Source organism: Mycobacterium sp. SMC-2 (assembly GCF_025263485.1).
Taxonomy (GTDB): Bacteria; Actinomycetota; Actinomycetes; order Mycobacteriales; family Mycobacteriaceae; genus Mycobacterium.
Genome location: NZ_CP079863.1, coordinates 3,952,988 through 3,968,176 on the forward strand (window position 1 = coordinate 3,952,988; position 15,189 = coordinate 3,968,176).

Here is a 15,189-nt window from a genome sequence, read left to right on the forward strand (position 1 = left end):
ACTGAGGGCAATAAAATCCGAAACCTTAGCCTTTTTAAATCGCAGCCACCAAACCGAAGCTAAAACGTGGCCGAACCGTCTCCGGGCCGGACGATGCGGGCGCCGCGGGCCGCAACCGGCTCAAGCCGCGGCCCCGAAGGCCAGTTGCATGCCGATGAACGCGACCAGCAGCAGCACCATGATGGACAGGTCGAAGCGGACCGCCCCGATGGTGAGTTGCGGGATCAGCCGGCGCAGCAGCTTCACCGGCGGATCGGTGATCGACATGATGATCTCGAGGATCACCACGGTGATGCCGGTGGGATGCCAGTCCCGGCTGAACGAGCGGATGAACTCGACGACGACCCGAGCGATGAGCAGCAGCCAGAAGATGAACAGCGCAAACCCAAGGATCTGAAAGAACAGCACCAACTGAAGAGCCCCGACCTTACCGATGAGATGTCAAGCGCCGCGGGCTTGCGCGGCGCCTGCCAGCCTACCGACTCCGAGCCTCCGGCCACATGTCAACCGGCCGGGCCGCCGAAAGCGGCGCCGCGCCCGCGCCGCCGGGCCTGGGTTATTGGTAAGCGTAGAAGCCGGTTTCGGCGATCCGGCGACGCTCCTCCGGGGACACATCGACGTCGGCGGGCGAGAGCAGGAACACCTTGGTGGCCACCTTGTCGAAGGAGCCGCGCAACGCGAACGCAAGGCCGGCCGCGAAGTCGACGAGCCGCTTGGCGTCGGCGTTGTCCATCGACACCAGGTCCATGATGACCGGGGTGCCGTCGCGGAACCGCTCGCCGATCGTGCGGGCCTCGCTGTAGTCCTTCGGCCGCAGCGTGGTGATCTTCGAGAGCGGGTGGCCCTCCTCGAACATCATCGCCATCCGGCGCGGGTCCATCGCCAGCGCGCCGCGGGTGGAGTTGCGCAGCCAGGATCCAAAGCGGGGCCTGCCCATCTCGGGCCGCTCGAACTCGCGGGGATGGACGGCGCCGTAGCGCGACTCCTCGCCGTAACCGCCGCGGTAGCCGCTCGGTGGGTAGTCGGCGGGCTCGCGCGGGTCGTCGTAGTCGCGCCCTTCGAACCGGCCTTCGTAGCGGCCGTATCCCTCGTCGAAACGGGGGCGCGGGAAACCGCGGGAGGGAGCGTGGTCGTCGTAATACTCGTCGTCGTAGTCGTCCATCGGGGCCATACCGAAATAGGCCTTGACTTTGTGCAGTGTGCTCATTGCGTTGACCCCTTCTAGCCCCTGACGTTTGGTGTCAGTGATGAAGATGTGACTACAGTGACTTATTACGGTGACGGTAGCGGCCGCGGGCCCAATAGCGCGGTACCGACACGCACACATGTCGAACCGTGTTTGACCGCAATTTCGAAATCGTCGGACATCCCCGCGGACAGGCCGACCGCATTGGGATGCGACTCCAGGACGCGCAAATGCTCCGTTCGCAGGCGCCCGAAGGCCTCGTCGGGGTCCGAGCCCAGCGGCGGGATAGCCATCAGCCCCGCCAGTTCCAGGTATTTTGCCTCGTCGGCCTGCGCGCACAACTGGTCGACCGCCCCCGGCGCCGAGATGTCGACGCCGCCCCGCGATTCGTCGCCGTCGAGGCTGATCTGCACGTAGATCCGCATCGGGTCGGTGCGGCGGCCCTCCGCGAGGGCCGCGGAGACGCCGCGATCGAGGGCGCTGACCAAATGGGCGCTGTCGACCGAGTGGGCGGTGTGCGCCCAGCGCGCAACCGAGCGCGCCTTGTTCCGCTGAATGTGGCCCACCATGTGCCAGCGCAGGCTCGGTACGTCCGCCCGCGAAGAGGCCGCCAAAAGTTTGGTGACTTCGCTCACTTTTGCCGACGCTTCCTGATCCCGCGATTCGCCAACGGCCCGGCAACCCAATCGGGACAAAATCACGACATCGGTTGCTGGAAAGAATTTTGTAATCGGCAGCAGTTCGATTTCACCGACATTGCGCCCCGCCGCTTCGGCTGCCGCCGCAAGGCGCGAGCGCACGGCCGCTAATGCGTGTGTCAATTCCGTTTCGCGGTCGCTGTGACTCTCTGGCGCCGGAGCCCTGTCCGCCATCGCGGTCACTCCATCCACACCAGCGAGGCCAGCCGCCCGGTCGGCGCGTCCCGGCGGTGGCTGAACAACGTTGGGTCGTCCACCGTGCACCGCGGATCGATGTCGATGGCCGTGACGCCCAAATCCTTTAGCTGGCAGGCGATCCCGACCCGAAGGTCGAGGCCGGGGGTGCCGGCCGCGGTCGCGGTTCGGCTACCGGGAAGCGCGGCCTCCACCTCGTCGGCCATGGCCGCGGGCACCTCGTAGTTGCGGCCACTGACGGCCGGGCCGAGCAGGGCCGAGATGTCCTCGGGGTGCGCGCCGAGCGCCACCATGGCCTCCACGGTGCGGGCGACCACCCCGAGTTGGGCACCGACGCGACCGGCGTGCACCGCCGCGGCCACTCCGGCGCGCGCGTCGCCCAGCAGCACCGGTACGCAGTCGGCGGACACCACCGCCAGCGCCAGTCGCGCCGTTGGGGTCACCAATGCGTCCGTGTTGTCGACCGCACCCGCCCGGGGCCCGTCGACCACCTCGACCCGATCACCGTGGACCTGGTTCATCCACACCACACGCTCGGGCTTGAGGCCGATGGCGCTGGCCAGCCGGTTGCGGTTGGCGGCCACCGCCGCCGGGTCGTCACCGACATGGTCGCCCAGGTTGAAGGTGTCGAACGGCGGGCCCGAGACACCGCCCGCACGGGTGGTGGTCACCCGCCGGATGCGCACGTTCACGTGTCCAGTATCCGGACTCCACTGCCTGCCAGAGCCCAGCGCCATCCGGCCCTTATGCTTCGTGGCCGGTTTGTCGCGCACTGGCAAGCAAATCGAGACCCTCAGCGGCGCATGAACGGTGGCACGTCGACGTCGTCGTCGTCGCCGCCGATATTCAGCGTGGAGCCGTTGGTGTGAACCGGCACGCTGACCGCGTCGGCGGGCTCGAAAAGCGTGGAACTGAGCTTGCCGGACTTCGCCGACTCGATCCGGTGCGCACCAGCGCTTTTCTCGCCGGCAGTGCCCCCCACCACGGGCCTGCGGCCGGCGCCGACCGCGTCGAACCCGGCCGCGATGACGGTGACGCGCACCTCGTCGCCCAGCGAGTCGTCGATGACCGTGCCGAAAATGATGTTGGCGTCCTGATGCGCGGCGTCCTGCACCAGCGAGGCCGCCTCGTTGATTTCGAACAGGCCCAGGTCGCTGCCGCCGGCGATCGACATCAGCACGCCCTGCGCGCCCTCCATCGAGGCCTCCAGCAGGGGCGAGTTGATCGCGATCTCGGCCGCCTTGAGCGATCGGCCCTCTCCGCGCGCCGATCCGATGCCCATCAACGCGGTGCCGGCCCCGGACATGATGCCCTTGACGTCGGCGAAGTCGACGTTGATCAGCCCGGGCGTGGTGATCAGGTCGGTGATGCCCTGCACACCATTGAGCAGCACCTCGTCGGCGCTCCGGAACGCGTCCATCAGGGACACCGCGGCGTCACCCATCTGCAGCAACCGGTCGTTGGGGATCACGATCAGGGTGTCGCAGCTCTCGCGCAGCGCCGCGATGCCGCTTTCCGCCTGGTTGCCACGCCGCTTGCCCTCGAAGGAGAACGGCCGGGTGACCACGCCGACGGTCAGCGCACCCAGCTTGCGGGCGATGCTGGCCACGACGGGCGCGCCGCCGGTGCCGGTCCCGCCGCCCTCGCCGGCGGTGACGAACACCATGTCCGCCCCGCGCAGCAGCTCCTCGATCTCGTCCTTGGCGTCCTCGGCGGCCTTGCGGCCGACCTCCGGGTCCGCCCCGGCGCCCAGCCCGCGGGTGGAGTCGCGGCCGACGTCGAGTTTGACGTCGGCATCGCTCATCAACAGCGCCTGCGCGTCGGTGTTGATCGCGATGAACTCCACGCCCTTGAGTCCCTGCTCGATCATCCGGTTCACGGCGTTGACACCGCCGCCACCGATACCCACGACCTTGATGACGGCCAGGTAGTTATGCGGGGGGGTCATCATTCGTTTTCCTCCCTGGTGGGCCCAGTTCTTCGCGACGGGGTTGCCCCCGAACGTTCGCGATCCTCCCTGGCAAACCCTCAACCTCAACCATAGAGTTAGAGTTATGTCAAGTAGTTCCGCGCAACCAGAACGGTATGGGCATGGCGCGTGCTAACCCCGCAGGCGCGCCGACACGCGGTTCGCAAATTTTTTCCGTTGCGGCGGTCACACGCCAGGCTTGTCGCTACTTCACCGTCGGCAGGTCGGGGCTCGAGACGTCGTAGGTCCGCCCGGGCTGGGTCAGCAGCGCGGCCAGCTTCTCGGCCTTCTCATCGGTGCGATCGGTCGTCCCCCAGATGACGACGCGGCCGTCGCCCAACGTGAGCGTGATCGAGGCCACCGAGGGGGCCGCGACCCTGCCCACCTGACCCGCGACCTCGGGGCGCAGCGCGGTGAGCACCTGCAGCGCGGCCTTGGTGGCCGGGTCGTTGGGGCCCGGATCGGCGACGTCGAGGTAGGGCAGCGCCGGCGGGGGCGGCCCCGTCGCGAAGTCGACGCCGTCGCGATCGAACAGGTGCGGGCCGTCCGGAAAGTCCTTCATCGCCACCGGAACCCGCTCGACGATGGTGATGCGCAGCGCCGACGGATACTGGCGCTGCACCCGCGCGCTGGCCACTCGCCGGATCGCCGCCACCCGGTCGGCGACCTGGCTGGTGTTGATCTGCAGCAGCGGGGTGCCCGGCCGCACCCGCGCCGCGTCCAGCACCTCTTCGCGGGTCACCACCCCGGTGCCGACGACGACGATGTTGCGGGCTGACATCGCGGGCGTGAAATAGAGGATCAACGCGAGCCCGATCCCGAGGGCGACCAGCAGCACCGTCACCAACAGCATCTTCAGGCCACGAACCACGCCCCGGGCGACGGGTTTGGGCTCGTCGGCCGGGCGACCGCTGATCCGGCGCTTGGCCTCCCGGCGGGCTTCTTCGATGGCGGTGGCCCGCGCCTGGGCGGCGCGGCGTTCTGCTCGTTCGCGGCGCGCCCGCCGGCGCGGCCCCTCGAATTCGATCTGCGTCGGCGGGGTTTCGGCCTCGGGCCCTCCGACGAAGAGCGGCTCGGTGGCGGCCTCCCCGGCCGCCTGGGCGTCGCCGACCGTCTCGTCCGGATTGCCCGCAGCCTCGGCCGGCCGCTCCCCAGCCCGCATCGTCACCGGGCGGTCGGCATCGTTGGGCTGGGTCATCGCAACACTCCCGGCCGGCCGGGCGCGCTGCGGTTGTCCCGGGCCCGCAACTCGGTCACGATCTCCGGTCCCAGTAGGGTCACGTCGCCGGCCCCCATGGTGACGATGACGTCGCCGGGGCCGGCCGCTTCGGCCACCTGCTGGGCGACTGCGGAGAAGTTCGGCAGGTAGTGCACCGGCACACTGACGTGCTCGGCCACGCTGGCGCCGCTGACACCGGCGAGCGGTTGTTCGCGCGCGCCATAGACGTCGAGGACGAACACCTCGTCGGCGGCATCGAGCGCGTGACCGAACTCGATCGCGAATTCCTTTGTGCGCGAATATAAGTGGGGCTGGAACACCACCAGGCTGCGACCGCCGCCGGTCTGCTCGAGGACGGTGCGAACCGCGGCCAGCGTGGCGCTGATCTCGGTGGGATGGTGGGCGTAGTCGTCGAAGACGCGCACCGACCCGGCGTTGCCCACCAGCTCGAACCGCCGGCGCACGCCCTCGAAGCCGGCCAGCCCGTCGAGCACGGCGTCCGCCGGGGCGCCGATCTCGATCGCCGCCAGCAGCGCGCCGAGCGCATTGAGCGCCATGTGCCGCCCGGGCACCGACAGTCGCATCACACGTGGATACCGCTCTCCCGCCAGCTGGATGTGCGCGACCGCCTCGGTGCCCTGTTGCTCCCAGGACAACAGGGTGGCGGCGAGGTCCTGGTCCGGCGCGGACCCGTAGCGCAGCACCCGAATTCCCAGCTCGGCCGTGCGGTTTGCCAGCGCGGCCGCGCCCGGGTCATCGACGCACACCACCAGTGCTCCCCCCGGGGCGAGCCGCTCCACGAACGCGTCGAACACCGCGACATAGGCGTCGGCGCTGCCGTAGAAGTCCAGGTGATCGGTCTCGATGTTGATGACCACGGCGACGTTGGGCGTGTACTCCAGCAGCGACCCGTCGCTCTCGTCGGCCTCGGCGACGAAGCAGTCGCCGCTGCCGTGATGGGCGTTGGTGCCGGCCTCCCCCAGCTCGCCGCCGACCGCGAAGGACGGGTCGCGGCCGCAGTGCTGCAGCGCCACGATCAACATCGACGTCGTCGTCGTCTTGCCGTGCGTGCCGGTGACCATCAGTGTGGTGCGCCCCTGCATCAGCCTGGCCAGCACCACCGGACGCAGGAGCACCGGGACGCCGCGCCGCCGCGCTTCGACGAGTTCGGGGTTGGTCTTCGGGATGGCGGCGTGCGTGGTGATGACCGCGGTCGGGCCGCCGGGCAGCAGGTCGAGCGACGACGCGTCATGGCCGATGCGGATCGACGCGCCCCGGGCCCGCAAGGCGTGCACGCCGCGCGACTCCTTGGCGTCGGACCCCGACACCAGCGCGCCGCGGTCCAGCAGGATGCGGGCGATGCCCGACATGCCGGCTCCCCCGATGCCGACCATGTGCACCCGCTGCAGCTCGGGCGGCAGCTGTTCGGCGTTCACCGTCGTCCTCCCGCCGCTGCCTTCCTGGCGATGTCCAGCGCCGCCTGTGCCACTTGGCGCGCCGCGTCGGGGTGGCCCACGCGCGCGGCGGCCCTCGTCATCGCCGCCAGCCGCGGCGGGTCGTTGAGCAAGCCGGCCACCTCGCGGGCGACCAGCTCCGGTGTCAGGGCGGCGTCGGCGACCACCATGCCGCCCCCGGCGTTCACCACCGGCAGCGCGTTGAGCCGCTGCTCGCCGTTGCCGATCGGCAGCGGCACGTAGATGGCCGGCAGCCCGACGGCCGAGACCTCGGCGACGGTCATGGCGCCGGACCGGCAGATGGCCAGGTCGGCGGCCGCGTAGGCCAGGTCCATCCGGTCCAGATACGGCACCGCCACGTACGGCGGGTCGCCGGGCCGGCTCTCGGGCAGCTCGAGGGTGTTCTTGGGTCCGTGCGCGTGCAGCACCGACACGCCCGCGGCGGCCAGGTCGGCGGCGGCGCCGGACACGGCCCGGTTCAGTGACACGGCGCCCTGCGAGCCGCCGAACACCAACAACACCCGCGCATCGTCGGCGAAGCCGAAGTGTTTTCGCGCCTCGGCGCGCAACGCCGCGCGGTCCAGCGAGGTGATGGCCGCCCGCACCGGCACCCCGACCACCTCGGCCCGCGGTAGCCCGCAATCGGGAACCGCGGAGAGCACCCGGTCGGCGGCGCGGGCGCCTATCCGGTTGGCCAGCCCGGCGCTGGCGTTGGCTTCGTGGATCAGTACTGGTACTCGGCGCCTGCGGCTCAGACCGCGGGGCAGCCCGCGGGCGGCGAGGTACGCCGGCAGCGCCACGTATCCGCCGAAACCGATGATGACGTCGGCGTGCACCGCGTCGAGCACGGCGCGGGTCTCCCGGACCGCGCGCCACACCCGTGGTGGCAGCCGCGCCAGGTCGCCGCTGGGCTTGCGCGGCAGCGGCACCGGGGTGATCAGCTCGAGGTGGTAGCCGCGCTGGGGCACCAGCCGCGTCTCCAGCCCGCGGCGGGTGCCCAGCGCGGTGATGCGCACCTGCGGATCGAGCGCGCTGAGCGCGTCGGCGACCGCCATCGCGGGCTCGACGTGGCCGGCGGTGCCCCCGCCGGCCAGCACGACCGACAGTGGCCGGCCGGGCTTAACAGCCGACAACGCGGCACCGGCGGGTTGGGGGCTGGCCCCCAACCCGCCGGTCGGCATGCTGACCGTGTCGTTCACCCGTAACGCTGACCTTCCAGTGCGCGAGCGCGCCGTGACTGACGCTGGCCGGCGTATCGCTGGCCAGATCCATGATGCACCGCCCGGCGGGCCGGGCGGGCGGCCGTGCGGGAGAACGCCGGCCGCAGCGGTTCCTCAGCCTTGCGGGAGGCCTTGCGGGCCGGCGCCTGGGCGGCGTTGCGGGAGGCTCCCTTGGCCGGTTGGTTGCCGCCGCGTTTGCGATCGCGGAACGACTCCAGGCGGGTCGGCACGTACGGCTGGGGCAGCGGCAACCGCAGGAACCGGTTGACCTTGTCGTCGCGGCCGGCGCGCAGCGCCGCCACCGCCTCGGGTTCGTGACGGGCCGCGTTGGCCATGATCCCGATCATGAAAAGCGTTGCCGCCGTAGATGTTCCGCCCGCGGAGATGAGCGGCAGCTGAATGCCGGTGACCGGCAGGATGCCGATCACGTAACCGATGTTGATGAACGCCTGGCCCAGCACCCACATCGTGGTGGTGGCGGTCAACAGGCGCAGGAAGGGGTCGGCCGACCGGCGGGCGATGCGCATCCCGGTGTAGGCGAACAGCCCGAAGAGGACCAGCAGCCCGAATGCGCCGACGAACCCCAGCTCCTCGCCGATGATCGCGAAGATGAAGTCGTTGTGGGCGTTGGGCAGGTAGTTCCACTTGGCGACGCCCTGGCCCAGGCCGTCGCCGAAAATGCCCCCGTGGGCCAGGGCGAACTTCGCCTGGCGGGCCTGATAGCCGGTGTCCATGGGGTCGTTCTCGGGGTTCATCCAGGACTTCACCCGCTCCGAGCGGTAACCCGCCGACATGGCCAGGACCGCGCCGGCCATGAACACGGCCAGCAGCGAGGTGGCGAAGACGCGCAGCGGCAGCCCGGCGTACCACAACAGCGCCAGCAGGATGATGCCCAGCGAGACCGTCTGCCCCAGGTCGGGCTGGGCCACGATGAGCGCCAGCGCGATGACGGCGGCCGGCACCAGCGGGATCAGCATCTCGCGCAGCGACGCCCGCTCGAGGCGGCGGGCCGCCAGCAGGTGCGCGCCCCAGATGGCGAAGGCGATTTTCGCCAGCTCGGAGGGCTGCATCGAGAAGCCGGCGACGACAAACCACTTACGGGACCCGTTGGCCAGGTTGCCGATGCCGGGAACCAGCACGAGCACCAACAGGATGACGGTGACGAGATAGCCGGTGAAGGCCACGCGGCGGATGAACCGCACCGACATTCGCAGTGAGGCGTAGCAGGCGATCAGGCCGATCACCGTCCACAACACCTGCTTTCCGAAGATCACCCAGGCCGACCCGTCGGCATCGTAGGACCGCACGCCCGACGCCGACAGCACCATGATCAGGCCGAGCGTCGTCAGCAGCCCGGCGACCGCGATGATCAGGTGGAACGACGTCATGGGCCGGCTCAGCCAGGCGCCGAACCGGTTGCGCCGCTGGCCACCGGCCTGCGGCTTGGCTTCGGAGCTGCCTTCGGTGCGCACCGGGCCGGTCGCCTCGTCGGCATCGCCCGGCTCGGCCCCGGCAGCCTCGGAAGTGTCTTTGCCCCGGCGTCTCAGCCGGGCCAGGGGGTTACCCATGCCCGCCTACCGGGTGGCCGCGCGCACGGCGGCGGCGAAGGCATCGCCACGGTCGGCGTACCCGGTGAACTGGTCGAACGACGCACCGGCCGGTGCCAGCAGCACCGTGTCGCCGGGCCGCGCCAGGTCGCGGGCCGCGGCCACCGCCGCGGTCATGACGGAAGTGCCGATATCGCCACCGGAATGTTTCACTTCTGTCACACCTGCACCAACAACCTCAGCCGTCGCATTCATACCAGCATCCTCGCCTGTCACAACCTGGACGACGGGGACATCCGGCGCGTGTCGCGATAACGCCTCTGCAACCTCTTGGCGATCCCGACCGATCAGCACCGCGCCGACCAGGTGGGAGGCGATCCTGGCGACCTCGGCGTCGACCGACGCGCCCTTGAGCAATCCGCCGGCCACCCAGACCACGCGCGGATAGGCCAGCACGGACGCCTCGGCGGCGTGCGGGTTGGTGGCCTTCGAGTCGTCGACGTAGGTGATCCCGTCGGCGACCGCGACAACCTCAGCCCGGTGCCGGCCCACGCGGAACGACGCGATCGCATCCGCGATCGCGTCGGGGGGCACACCGACGCTGCGCGCCAGCGCCGCCGCGGCCAGGGCGTCGAGGATGCCGACGGGTCCCGGCACCGGGATCGAGTCGACCGGTAGCAGGGCCAGGTCGTCGGCGAATGCGCGGTCGATAAGTTGGCCGTCGCGCACGCCCAGCTCGCCCGCCGCCGGCTCACCGAGCCGGAAGCCCACGCGCACCGGCGCCGCGGCGGTCTTTAGCAACGCGGCCGCCCGGGCGTCGTCGAGACCGACCACCGCCACCCGGCCGTCCAGCACCCGCGCCTTCGCGGCCGTGTACTCGGCCATGGTGGAGTGCCAGTCCAGGTGGTCTTCGGCGATGTTGAGGACGGCGCCAGCCTCCGGCCGCACCGAGGGCGCCCAGTGCAGCTGGAAGCTCGACAGCTCGACGGCCAGCAGCTCGGCGGGCTCGTCGAGCGCGTCCAGGACCGGGTCGCCGATATTGCCGCACAACAGGCTGCGCCGGCCCCCGGCGGCCAACATGGCGTGCAGCATCGACGTCGTCGTCGTCTTGCCGTTGGTGCCGGTCACCGCCAGCCAGCGGCGCGGCGGACCGTACCGGCCCGCCGCGTCGAGCCGCCAGGCCAACTCGACGTCGCCCCAGACCGGCACGCCCGCCGCCGCGGCGGCGACCAGCAGCGGCGTGTCCGGCGCGAATCCGGGGCTGGTGACCACCAGGGCGTACTGCGCGACGCGCTGCGTGGCCGTCGGGGTGGTCACCGTCGCCACACCGGTCTCGGCGTAGCGCCGCAGCGTAGCCGGGTCGTCGTCGCACAGGGTCGGCACCGCGCCGAATCGGGCCAGGGCCGCCAGCACCGCCTTGCCGGTGATGCCGCCGCCGGCCACCAGCACGGCCGCGCCCGGCTCCAACGGTTCGAGCCCGGGCATCTCAGGCACCGATCGCGGCCAGCCACTCACCGTAGAAAAGGGCCACGCCCAGCCCGCAGGTGATGGCCGTGAGCAGCCAGAAGCGGATGATCACCGTTGTCTCGGCCCAGCCGGCCAATTCGAAATGGTGGTGGAACGGCGCCATCCGGAACACCCGGCGCCCGGTGGTGCGAAACGCCAGGATCTGCAGCACCACCGAGGTGACCTCGGCGACGAACAGCGACCCCAGCACGACGGCGAGGATCTCGGTGCGGCTGGTGACCGACAGGCCCGCGATGATGCCGCCCAGCGCCAGCGATCCCGTGTCACCCATGAAAATCTTTGCCGGAGCGGCATTCCACCACAGAAAGCCGATGCAGGCGCCCGCGGTGGCGGCCGCGACGAGCGCCAGGTCCAGCGGGTCGCGCACGTTGTAGCAGCCCAGGCCCGGGGCGGTGACGCAGGCGTTGCGGTACTGCCAGAAGGTGATCAAGACGTACGCGGCGGTCACCATCGCCATGCACCCGGCCGCCAGCCCGTCCAGGCCGTCGGTGAAATTGACCGCGTTGGACCAGGCGCTGACGACCACCACGCAGAACAACACGAACAGCCCGGGAGCAAAAGTGACGGTGGCGATCTCGCGCACGTAGGACAGGTCCGAGCTGGCCGGCGTCAATCCGCTGCCATTGCGGAACTGCAACACCAGCGCCCCGAACAGCACCGCCGCGGCGACCTGCCCGACGGTCTTGGCCGTCTTGTTCAGCCCGAGGTTGCGCGACCGGCGGATCTTGATCAGGTCATCGAGGAAGCCGACGGCACCGAGCACGGTGGCCAGAGCCAACACCAGCAGCCCGGACGCCGAGACACCCTCCCCGTCGAACGCCAGCCCGACCAGGTGCGTGCCCAGGTATCCGGCCCAGATGCCGGCCAGGATGGCCACCCCGCCCATCGACGGCGTGCCGCGTTTGGTGTGGTGGCTGGGCGGGCCGTCGTCGCGGGTGTGATGGCCGAAACCCTGCCGGGTGAACAAGCGGATCAGCGCCGGCGTCAACAGGATTGACACCGCGAGCGCGACCGCCACGGCGATGAGGATCTGCCTCACGAGGCCGTCCCCCCGCCCGTGGCCAGCGCGTCGGCCAGCGCCCCCAGCCCGGCCGCGTTGGAGGCCTTGACCAGCACCACGTCGCCGGGCCGCAGCTCGGCCCGCAACAGCGCCAGGGCGGCGTCGGCGTCGGCCACCTTGACGGCCCCTCTATCGACCCCTCTATCGGCCCCTATGTCGCCCCACGAGCCCCACGAGCCCTCCATGACCGCTCCGTGGTGCATGGCGCTCATTGACCTCCCACTTCCCACGACGACGAGTCGAGACACATCTAAGCGCACCGCCAGCCGGCCGATGCGATCGTGTTCGGCTACCGCGTCCTCGCCGAGCTCGGCCATTTCGCCCAGCACCGCCCAGCTCCTGCGCTTCTCGGGGCCGTGGGCGATCCAGGCCAGCGCCTGCAGTCCGGCCCGCATCGAGTCGGGGTTGGCGTTGTAGGCGTCGTCGATCACCGTGACCCCGTCCGCCCGGGTGGTCACCTGCATCCGGTGCTGCGACACCGGTCCCGCCTGCGCGAGCGCGGCGCCGACCTGGCCGACGGTGGCGCCGCATTGCAGCGCGACCGCGGCGGCGCACAGCGCGTTGGTGACCTGATGGTCGCCGAACACCCCGAGCTCAACCGCGACCGCGCTGTCCATCGCGTGCAGGGTAAAGCGCGGCCTGGCCAGTTCGTCCAGCGACACTCCGTCCGCCCAGACGTCGCTGGGGCCCGAATCGGTATGGCTGGACCGGCTGACCCGCACCACCCTCGCCGCGGTGACACGGGCCATGGCCGCCACGGCCGGGTCGTCGCAGTTGAGGATGACCACACCGGAGGACGGAACAGATTGGGGCAGTTCGGATTTGGTGCGTGCGATGGCTTCCCGTGAGCCGAACTCGCCCAGGTGGGCGGTGCCGACGTTGAGGACCACCCCGATCGCCGGCGGCGCGATCCTTGCCAGCGCGGCGATGTTGCCGGGATGGCGGGCCGACATCTCGAGGACCAAGTAGTCGGTGCGCCGCGTCGCGCGCAACACCGTCCAGGGGTGTCCCAGCTCGTTGTTGAACGACCCGGGCGGGGCCACCACCGCGCCCAGCGGCTCGAGCACGGCGGCCACCAGGTCTTTGGTCGACGTCTTCCCTGACGAGCCGGTGATGCCGATGATGGTCAGCCCGCCCGCCACCAGCTCCGCGGCCACCGCCTTGGCCAGCTTCGCCAGCGCGGCCAGCACCGCCGCGCCCGAGCCGTCGGTGTCGTTTTCGAGCACCCCGGCCAGGCCGGCGTCGGCGCGACCAGTCCCCGGTTCCGGGGGCACCACGATGGCGGGCACCCCGACCGGCCGGGCGGCCAGCACGGCGACCGCGCCGGCCGCCGCCGCCGCGCGCGCGTAGTCGTGCCCGTCGGCGTGGGCCCCCGGCAGCGCCAGGAACAGCCCGCCGGGACCGACGGCGCGCGAGTCGAATTCGACGGTGCCGGTGACGCGGAGCTCGGCGGCGGCCTGCGGCGAGATGTCGGCCAGCGTGCCGCCCACGATCTCGGCGATCTGCGCGACGGTCAGGTCGATCATGACCGCGCCTTGAGCGCCCGGGCCAGCTCGACCCGATCGTCGAACGGGCGGACCTTTTCCGCCCCGCGCTGACCGGTCTCATGCCCCTTGCCCGCGACCAGGACGACGTCGCCCGCGCCGGCCCAGGCGACCGCGTGTTCGATCGCCGCTCGCCGGTCGCCGATCTCGACAACCTCGGCCGCACCGCCACTTTCGGCCGCACCGGCCAGGATCTCTCGGCGAATGGCGGCCGGATCCTCGCCGCGGGGGTTGTCGTCGGTGACGACGACCAGGTCGGCCAGCTCGGCCGCGGTCGCGCCCATCGGCGCCCGCTTGCCCGGGTCGCGCTCGCCACCGGCGCCGAACACCACCGCCAGCCGGCGACCCGGTCGCGCCAGGGCGGTCAGCACCGCCCGCAGCGCGCCCGGCTTGTGGGCGTAGTCGACCAGCGCGAGGAAATCCTGGCCACAGTCGATCTCTTCCATGCGGCCCGGGACCCGGGTCTCCAGCAGTCCCGGCGCCGCCTGCTCCGGCGACACTCCCACCGCGTCGAGAATGGCCAGCGCGACAAGGCAATTGGCGACGTTGTAATGCCCCGCCAGCCGGACGCCGACCCGGTGGCGCACGCCGGCGGGGTCGATTGCGGTGAACTGCTGTCCCCCGGCGCCCAACGGGGTCACGTCCATGGCGCGCCAGTGCGCGGGCCGGCCGGCGGCGCTGACGGTGATCGCGTCACCGGCCCTTTCGGCCATGGCGCGCCCGGCGTCGTCGTCGATGCAGACCACGACCCGGCGGGCCCGCAGCGCCGACGCGGGATCGAACAGCTGCGCCTTGGCCTCGAAGTAGTCGGCCATGGTGGGGTGAAAGTCGAGGTGGTCGCGCGAGAGGTTGGTGAAGCCGCCCACCGCGAATCTGGTGCCGTCCACCCGGCCCAGCGCCAGCGCGTGGCTGGACACCTCCATGACGACGGTGTCCACCCCGCGCTCGGCCATCGCCGCGAACATGGCCTGCAGCGCGGGGGCCTCCGGCGTGGTCAGCGCGCTCGGAACGTCGGCGCCGTCGATGCGGATGCCGATGGTGCCGATCAGCCCGGCTTTCCGGCCGGCGGCGCGCAGCCCGGATTCGACCAGATAAGTCGTGGTGGTCTTGCCCGACGTTCCGGTGATGCCGACGACCGTGGTGCGCTCCGACGGGTTCCCGTACACGGTCGCGGCCAGGGCGCCAAGCACGCTGCGCGGCGCCGGGTGCACCAGCGTCGGCACGGCCGAGGCCGAAGCACCCATCGCCGCGACCCCGGCGGCATCGGTGAGGACCGCGACGGCGCCGCGTTGGACCGCCTCCGCCACGTAGCGGGCCCCGTGCGTCGACGAGCCCGGCAGCGCGGCGAACAAGTCGCCGGGCTGCACGTCCTGGGCGCGCAGCGTCACGCCGGTGACGGCCACGTCGGGCACCGCCGCGCCCCCGTGCGCCAGCACCGCCCCGACCTGGGTCGCCAGCGCGGGCAGGCGCGTGCCCGCCCCGACGCTTGGCCGCAAACCAGTGGGCACCGACAAACCTCCCGTCCACGCGCGTGGTCCTCATGATCGGCCATGACACCCTACCGAGACGC

General features: G+C 71.1%; 12 protein-coding genes and 1 pseudogene. All 13 read right to left on the reverse strand.

The genetic code is table 11. The annotated features are described in order from the left end of the window. Window positions 1–120 precede the first annotated feature (120 nt). The 13 genes and pseudogenes from KXD96_RS18475 to KXD96_RS18535 all read right to left on the reverse strand — a co-directional run bounded on the left by KXD96_RS18475 (window position 121) and on the right by KXD96_RS18535 (window position 15,133). Window positions 121–411 carry a YggT family protein gene (locus tag KXD96_RS18475; protein WP_007170773.1) on the reverse strand — a complete coding sequence of 97 codons (291 nt, stop codon included), beginning with the start codon at window positions 409–411 and terminating at the stop codon, window positions 121–123. Window positions 412–556: 145 nt separating this feature from the next. After that, window positions 557–1,207, reverse strand: a complete 651-nt coding sequence (locus KXD96_RS18480; RefSeq protein WP_260738567.1) for a cell division protein SepF — start codon at window positions 1,205–1,207, stop codon at window positions 557–559. 65 nt (window positions 1,208–1,272) lie between these two features. Beyond that, on the reverse strand, window positions 1,273–2,058 hold the full coding sequence (locus tag KXD96_RS18485; RefSeq protein ID WP_260745439.1) for a YggS family pyridoxal phosphate-dependent enzyme: 786 nt from the start codon (window positions 2,056–2,058) through the stop codon (window positions 1,273–1,275). Window positions 2,059–2,063: 5 nt separating this feature from the next. Then, window positions 2,064–2,771 carry a peptidoglycan editing factor PgeF gene (gene pgeF / locus KXD96_RS18490; protein WP_260738569.1) on the reverse strand — a complete coding sequence of 236 codons (708 nt, stop codon included), beginning with the start codon at window positions 2,769–2,771 and terminating at the stop codon, window positions 2,064–2,066. A gap of 101 nt (window positions 2,772–2,872) precedes the next feature. Next, window positions 2,873–4,027 (reverse strand): cell division protein FtsZ, encoded by a 1,155-nt coding sequence (ftsZ, locus tag KXD96_RS18495; protein WP_260738572.1) that lies wholly within the window; start codon window positions 4,025–4,027, stop codon window positions 2,873–2,875. 226 nt (window positions 4,028–4,253) lie between these two features. After that, complete coding sequence (locus KXD96_RS18500; RefSeq protein WP_396878836.1) at window positions 4,254–5,210, reverse strand: cell division protein FtsQ/DivIB; 957 nt, start codon at window positions 5,208–5,210, stop codon at window positions 4,254–4,256. A 32-nt stretch (window positions 5,211–5,242) separates the two neighbouring features. After that, window positions 5,243–6,703 carry a UDP-N-acetylmuramate--L-alanine ligase gene (murC, locus tag KXD96_RS18505; protein WP_260738576.1) on the reverse strand — a complete coding sequence of 487 codons (1,461 nt, stop codon included), beginning with the start codon at window positions 6,701–6,703 and terminating at the stop codon, window positions 5,243–5,245. Further along, window positions 6,701–7,920, reverse strand: a pseudogene (gene murG / locus KXD96_RS18510) (undecaprenyldiphospho-muramoylpentapeptide beta-N-acetylglucosaminyltransferase); the annotation flags it as partial. The pseudogene murG and the gene murC, both read right to left, overlap by 3 nt. Then, a complete protein-coding gene (gene ftsW / locus KXD96_RS18515; RefSeq protein ID WP_260738578.1) occupies window positions 7,917–9,509 on the reverse strand; it encodes a putative lipid II flippase FtsW in 1,593 nt (530 codons plus the stop codon). The gene ftsW and the pseudogene murG, both read right to left, overlap by 4 nt. A gap of 6 nt (window positions 9,510–9,515) precedes the next feature. Then, entirely contained in the window at window positions 9,516–10,973 is a 1,458-nt protein-coding gene (gene murD / locus KXD96_RS18520; protein ID WP_260738579.1) for a UDP-N-acetylmuramoyl-L-alanine--D-glutamate ligase, read from the reverse strand. Window position 10,974: 1 nt separating this feature from the next. Further along, window positions 10,975–12,054, reverse strand: a complete 1,080-nt coding sequence (gene mraY / locus KXD96_RS18525) for a phospho-N-acetylmuramoyl-pentapeptide-transferase (RefSeq protein ID WP_260738580.1) — start codon at window positions 12,052–12,054, stop codon at window positions 10,975–10,977. After that, the gene (murF, locus tag KXD96_RS18530) at window positions 12,051–13,601 is read right to left on the reverse strand and encodes a UDP-N-acetylmuramoyl-tripeptide--D-alanyl-D-alanine ligase (protein ID WP_260738581.1); all 1,551 of its coding nucleotides are present in this window, start codon (window positions 13,599–13,601) and stop codon (window positions 12,051–12,053) included. The genes mraY and murF overlap by 4 nt, the downstream gene beginning before the upstream one ends. Beyond that, the gene (locus KXD96_RS18535) at window positions 13,598–15,133 is read right to left on the reverse strand and encodes a UDP-N-acetylmuramoyl-L-alanyl-D-glutamate--2,6-diaminopimelate ligase (RefSeq protein ID WP_260738584.1); all 1,536 of its coding nucleotides are present in this window, start codon (window positions 15,131–15,133) and stop codon (window positions 13,598–13,600) included. The genes murF and KXD96_RS18535 overlap by 4 nt, the downstream gene beginning before the upstream one ends. Window positions 15,134–15,189: the final 56 nt, after the last annotated feature.